Below are 5,376 nucleotides of genomic sequence, written 5' to 3'. Positions count from 1 at the left end.
CATTTAACGATCAACGATGAAGAGTTTGATCCTGGCTCAGGATGAACGCTAGCGGCAGGCCTAACACATGCAAGTCGAGGGGTAGAAGGGAGCTTGCTCCCTTTGAGACCGGCGCACGGGTGCGTAACGCGTATGCAACCTACCTTTTACGGGGGGATAGCCCGGAGAAATCCGGATTAATACCCCATAGCATTGGAGATCAGCATTGTTCTCCAATTAAAGTTTCGGCGGTAAAAGATGGGCATGCGTCCTATTAGCTGGATGGAGCGGTAACGGCGCCCCATGGCAACGATAGGTAGGGGTCCTGAGAGGGAGATCCCCCACACTGGTACTGAGACACGGACCAGACTCCTACGGGAGGCAGCAGTGAGGAATATTGGACAATGGGCGGAAGCCTGATCCAGCCATGCCGCGTGCAGGAAGACGGCCCTATGGGTTGTAAACTGCTTTTGTACGGGAAGAATAAGGGGCACGTGTGCCCCGATGACGGTACCGTACGAATAAGCACCGGCTAACTCCGTGCCAGCAGCCGCGGTAATACGGAGGGTGCAAGCGTTATCCGGAATCATTGGGTTTAAAGGGTCCGTAGGCGGGTGCATAAGTCAGGGGTGAAAGTCTGCCGCTCAACGGTAGAACTGCCTTTGATACTGTGCACCTTGAATTGGTAGGAAGTGGCTGGAATGAGTAGTGTAGCGGTGAAATGCATAGATATTACTCAGAACACCGATTGCGAAGGCAGGCCACTACTACTTGATTGACGCTGATGGACGAAAGCGTGGGGAGCGAACAGGATTAGATACCCTGGTAGTCCACGCCGTAAACGATGGATACTAGCTGTTGGGCCTTCGGGCTCAGTGGCCAAGCGAAAGTGATAAGTATCCCACCTGGGGAGTACGTTCGCAAGAATGAAACTCAAAGGAATTGACGGGGGCCCGCACAAGCGGTGGAGCATGTGGTTTAATTCGATGATACGCGAGGAACCTTACCAGGGCTTAAATGCAGTCCGACAGGGGTGGAAACACCCTTTCCTTCGGGCGGACTGCAAGGTGCTGCATGGTTGTCGTCAGCTCGTGCCGTGAGGTGTCAGGTTAAGTCCTATAACGAGCGCAACCCCTGCCGTTAGTTGCCAGCGAGTGAAGTCGGGAACTCTAGCGGGACTGCCGGTGCAAACCGAGAGGAAGGTGGGGATGACGTCAAATCATCACGGCCCTTACGTCCTGGGCCACACACGTGCTACAATGGCCGGTACAGAGAGCAGCCACTGCGCAAGCAGGAGCGAATCTATAAAACCGGTCACAGTTCGGATCGGGGTCTGCAACTCGACCCCGTGAAGCTGGAATCGCTAGTAATCGGATATCAGCCATGATCCGGTGAATACGTTCCCGGGCCTTGTACACACCGCCCGTCAAGCCATGGAAGCTGGGGGTACCTGAAGTCGGTGACCGCAAGGAGCTGCCTAGGGTAAGACCGGTAACTGGGGCTAAGTCGTAACAAGGTAGCCGTACCGGAAGGTGCGGCTGGAACACCTCCTTTCTAGAGAAACTGCCGAGTCCTTAACGATAAGAGGGGTACGAGGAATGGTTTTGCTTAACGCTGTCAATAAATAAGTTAAAAGTTGAAATGTTAAAAGTTAAAAGTTGGATGCTTTTTAAAAAAAGCAAAACTTTATAAACTTTGAACATTAAAACCTTGAACTAAAAAAAAGAAACAGTCTCGTAGCTCAGCTGGTTAGAGCGCTACACTGATAATGTAGAGGTCGGCAGTTCGAGTCTGCCCGAGACTACCAAGGTCCGGGCGGCGGCACATGAATGCTGCCATGGGGCGGAGAAAGTTCATTAAAAAGATATTGAAAGGAAATTCTGGAAGCTGGGGTTCTAAATTCGTAATTCTGAATTCGTAATTCTGAATTTCAAATTGGGGGATTAGCTCAGCTGGCTAGAGCGCCTGCCTTGCACGCAGGAGGTCATCGGTTCGACTCCGATATTCTCCACTGAAAGTGCCGAACTCGTTTCGGTACCTCTTCGGGTTGGGCATTAAGTCCACCAGGAAGAGACCCTGAAATGGATTCAGGGTTGCAAACGTTCATTGACATATTGGGATAAAGAGATACGAGAATGTATTGCCGTTTGGCAGTACGTTCGAAGTAGACTATAGAGAAAAGAATCTTAAAAATAGGTGCGCATGTACGGCTGCACGGCCGCACATGTGCACGCAACAGAATTGAAAGAGCAAAAAGTACAATAAGCTATGTAAGGGCGTATGGGGAATGCCTAGGCTCCCAGAGGCGACGAAGGACGTGATAAGCTGCGAAAAGCCGCGGGGATCGGCACACACGATGTGATCCGCGGATATCCGAATGGGGCAACCCACTATACTGAAGGTATAGTACACCGCAAGGTGGGCGAACCTGCCGAACTGAAACATCTAAGTAGGCAGAGGAGAAGAAAACAAGAGTGATTCCGCCAGTAGTGGCGAGCGAACGCGGAACAGCCCAAACCGATGTTGTTACGGCAATGTCGGGGTAGTAGGACTGCGATGTTCGGTGCGTAATGAATTGGAACTGTTTGGAAAGACAGACCGTAGCGGGTGATAGTCCCGTACAAGAAAAGACCGTTACCGATAGCAGTATCCTGAGTAGTGCGGGGCACGTGAAACCCTGTATGAATCCGGCGGGACCATCCGCCAAGGCTAAATACTCCTGGGAGACCGATAGTGGACCAGTACCGTGAGGGAAAGGTGAAAAGTACCCTGAATAAGGGAGTGAAATAGAACCTGAAACCATACGCTTACAAGCGGTCGGAGCACATTTATGTGTGACGGCGTGCCTTTTGCATAATGAGCCTACGAGTTACTGTTGCTAGCGAGGTTAAGCACTTCAGGTGCGGATCCGCAGCGAAAGCGAGTCTGAACAGGGCGCCATAGTTAGCAGTAGTAGACGCGAAACCGTGTGATCTACCCATGGGCAGGGTGAAGCTGTGGTAACACACAGTGGAGGCCCGAACCCGTTGACGTTGAAAAGTCTTGGGATGACCTGTGGGTAGGGGTGAAAGGCCAATCAAACTCGGAAATAGCTCGTACTCCCCGAAATGCATTTAGGTGCAGCGTGCACATAGTTTTACAGAGGTAGAGCTACTGATTGGATGCGGGGGCTTCACCGCCTACCAATTCCCGACAAACTCCGAATGCTGTAAAATGTTTGTGCGCAGTGAGGGCATGGGTGCTAAGGTCCATGTCCGAGAGGGAAAGAACCCGGACCATCCGCTAAGGTCCCCAAGTGTATGCTAAGTTGAAAAAACGCGGTTTGATTGCTCAGACAGCTAGGATGTTGGCTTGGAAGCAGCCATTCATTTAAAGAGTGCGTAACAGCTCACTAGTCGAGCGATCGAGCATGGATAATAATCGGGCATAAGTATACCACCGAAGCGATGGACTAATTTAATTAGTGGTAGGGGAGCATTCCAATCTGGGCTGAAGGTGAACTGCGAGGTTTGCTGGACCGGTTGGAAAAGAAAATGTAGGCATAAGTAACGATAATGCGGGCGAGAAACCCGCACGCCGAAAGACCAAGGTTTCCTCAGCTATGCTAATCAGCTGAGGGTCAGTCAGGGCCTAACGCGAACCCGAAGGGGGTAGTGGATGGACAACAGGTTAATATTCCTGTACCTGCACGGTATTAAAAGTGACGGAGGCGGAAAGTTGGTGCGTGCTGACGGAATAGCACGTTGAACCGTCTTTTAAGGACGGGATAGTACACCAAGGCCCCGGCCGCGGTGATAATCCAGCGGACCGACTTCCAAGAAAAGCGAACCGTGCGGCCTGTACCGCAAACCGACACAGGTGGTCGGGATGAGAATTCTAAGGCGCTCGAGAGATTCATGGCTAAGGAACTAGGCAAAATGGACCCGTAACTTCGGGAGAAGGGTCGCCACGCCTTTGGCGTGGCCGCAGTGAAAAGGTCCAGGCGACTGTTTATCAAAAACACAGGGCTCTGCTAAATCGAAAGATGATGTATAGGGCCTGACACCTGCCCGGTGCTGGAAGGTTAAGGGGAGATGTTAGCTTCGGCGAAGCATTGAACTGAAGCCCCAGTAAACGGCGGCCGTAACTATAACGGTCCTAAGGTAGCGAAATTCCTTGTCGGGTAAGTTCCGACCTGCACGAATGGTGTAACGATCTGGACACTGTCTCGGCCATGAGCTCGGTGAAATTGTAGTATCGGTGAAGATGCCGATTACCCGCTGTGGGACGAAAAGACCCCGTGCACCTTTACTATAGCTTCGTATTGACTTTGGACAAGTGATGTGTAGGATAGGTGGGAGACTTTGATCATGTACCGCCAGGTATGTGTGAGTCATTGTTGAAATACCACCCTTTACTTGTTCGGAGCCTAACTTCCCTATGGAAGGACAGTGCGTGGTGGGTAGTTTGACTGGGGTGGTCGCCTCCAAAAGAGTAACGGAGGCTTCTAAAGGTCCCCTCAGCACGCTTGGTAACCGTGCGCAGAGTGCAATGGCACAAGGGGGCTTGACTGAGAGACCTACAAGTCGATCAGGTACGAAAGTAGAGCATAGTGATCCGGTGGTTCCGCATGGAAGGGCCATCGCTCAAAGGATAAAAGGTACGCCGGGGATAACAGGCTGATCTCCCCCAAGAGCTCACATCGACGGGGGGGTTTGGCACCTCGATGTCGGCTCGTCACATCCTGGGGCTGGAGAAGGTCCCAAGGGTTGGGCTGTTCGCCCATTAAAGTGGCACGCGAGCTGGGTTCAGAACGTCGTGAGACAGTTCGGTCTCTATCTACAGTGGGCGTTAGAAATTTGAGTGGTCCTGACCCTAGTACGAGAGGACCGGGTTGGACCGACCGCTGGTGCAGCTGTTGTCCCGCCAGGGGCATTGCAGCGTAGCTATGTCGGGAAGGGATAAGCGCTGAAAGCATATAAGCGCGAAACCCGCCACAAGATGAGATTTCTTTAAAGGGCCGTGGGAGACGACCACGTTGATAGGCCACAGGTGCAAGGGCAGTAATGTCCGCAGCCGAGTGGTACTAATAGCCCGTAGGCTTATGTACGCCAGTCCCCTTTCCGCATGCAAGGGAAAGGGGGCGCAGACTCTTTTCAGTTACCGTTGCGGTTCCTTTACTTGACCGTCTACATCCATATCTTTCTATCCCATTATGTTAACTTATTTGTCCGGCTGATGCCGGACGCCGTATGCAATAAGCCGTAAGCGCCCAGCGCCCAAAGCTTCCCGCACATGGCCAAGACTTAAGGTGGTTATAGCGACGGGGCTCACCTCTTCCCATTCCGAACAGAGCAGTTAAGCCCGCCAGCGCCGATGGTACTACATCCTTGTGGGAGAGTAGGTCGCCGCCTTCTT

Annotated in this window: 2 tRNA genes and 3 rRNA genes; all 5 read left to right on the top strand. The window is 52.2% G+C overall.

Annotated features, from left to right (window positions below):
• Positions 1-13: 13 nt before the first annotated feature.
• The 5 genes from NDQ75_RS15875 (at position 14) to rrf (ending at position 5,375) form a co-directional block, all read left to right on the top strand.
• A 16S ribosomal RNA gene (locus NDQ75_RS15875) occupies positions 14-1,533 on the top strand.
• 176 nt (positions 1,534-1,709) lie between these two features.
• Positions 1,710-1,786 (top strand) — tRNA-Ile (locus tag NDQ75_RS15870).
• 130 nt (positions 1,787-1,916) lie between these two features.
• A tRNA-Ala gene (locus NDQ75_RS15865) sits at positions 1,917-1,990 on the top strand.
• A 248-nt stretch (positions 1,991-2,238) separates the two neighbouring features.
• A 23S ribosomal RNA gene (locus NDQ75_RS15860) occupies positions 2,239-5,068 on the top strand.
• A 197-nt stretch (positions 5,069-5,265) separates the two neighbouring features.
• Positions 5,266-5,375: ribosomal RNA gene (rrf, locus tag NDQ75_RS15855) — 5S ribosomal RNA — on the top strand.
• Together the 16S, 23S and 5S rRNA genes with 2 tRNA genes alongside form the textbook arrangement of a ribosomal RNA operon.
• The last annotated feature ends 1 nt before the right edge of the window (position 5,376 follow it).

Origin of the sequence: Galbibacter mesophilus (assembly GCF_023721415.1) — a bacterium.
GTDB classification, from domain to species: domain Bacteria; phylum Bacteroidota; class Bacteroidia; order Flavobacteriales; family Flavobacteriaceae; genus Galbibacter; species Galbibacter mesophilus.
Note: the sequence above shows the minus strand (reverse complement) of the source record. Positions and strands in the feature narration are given on the sequence as shown.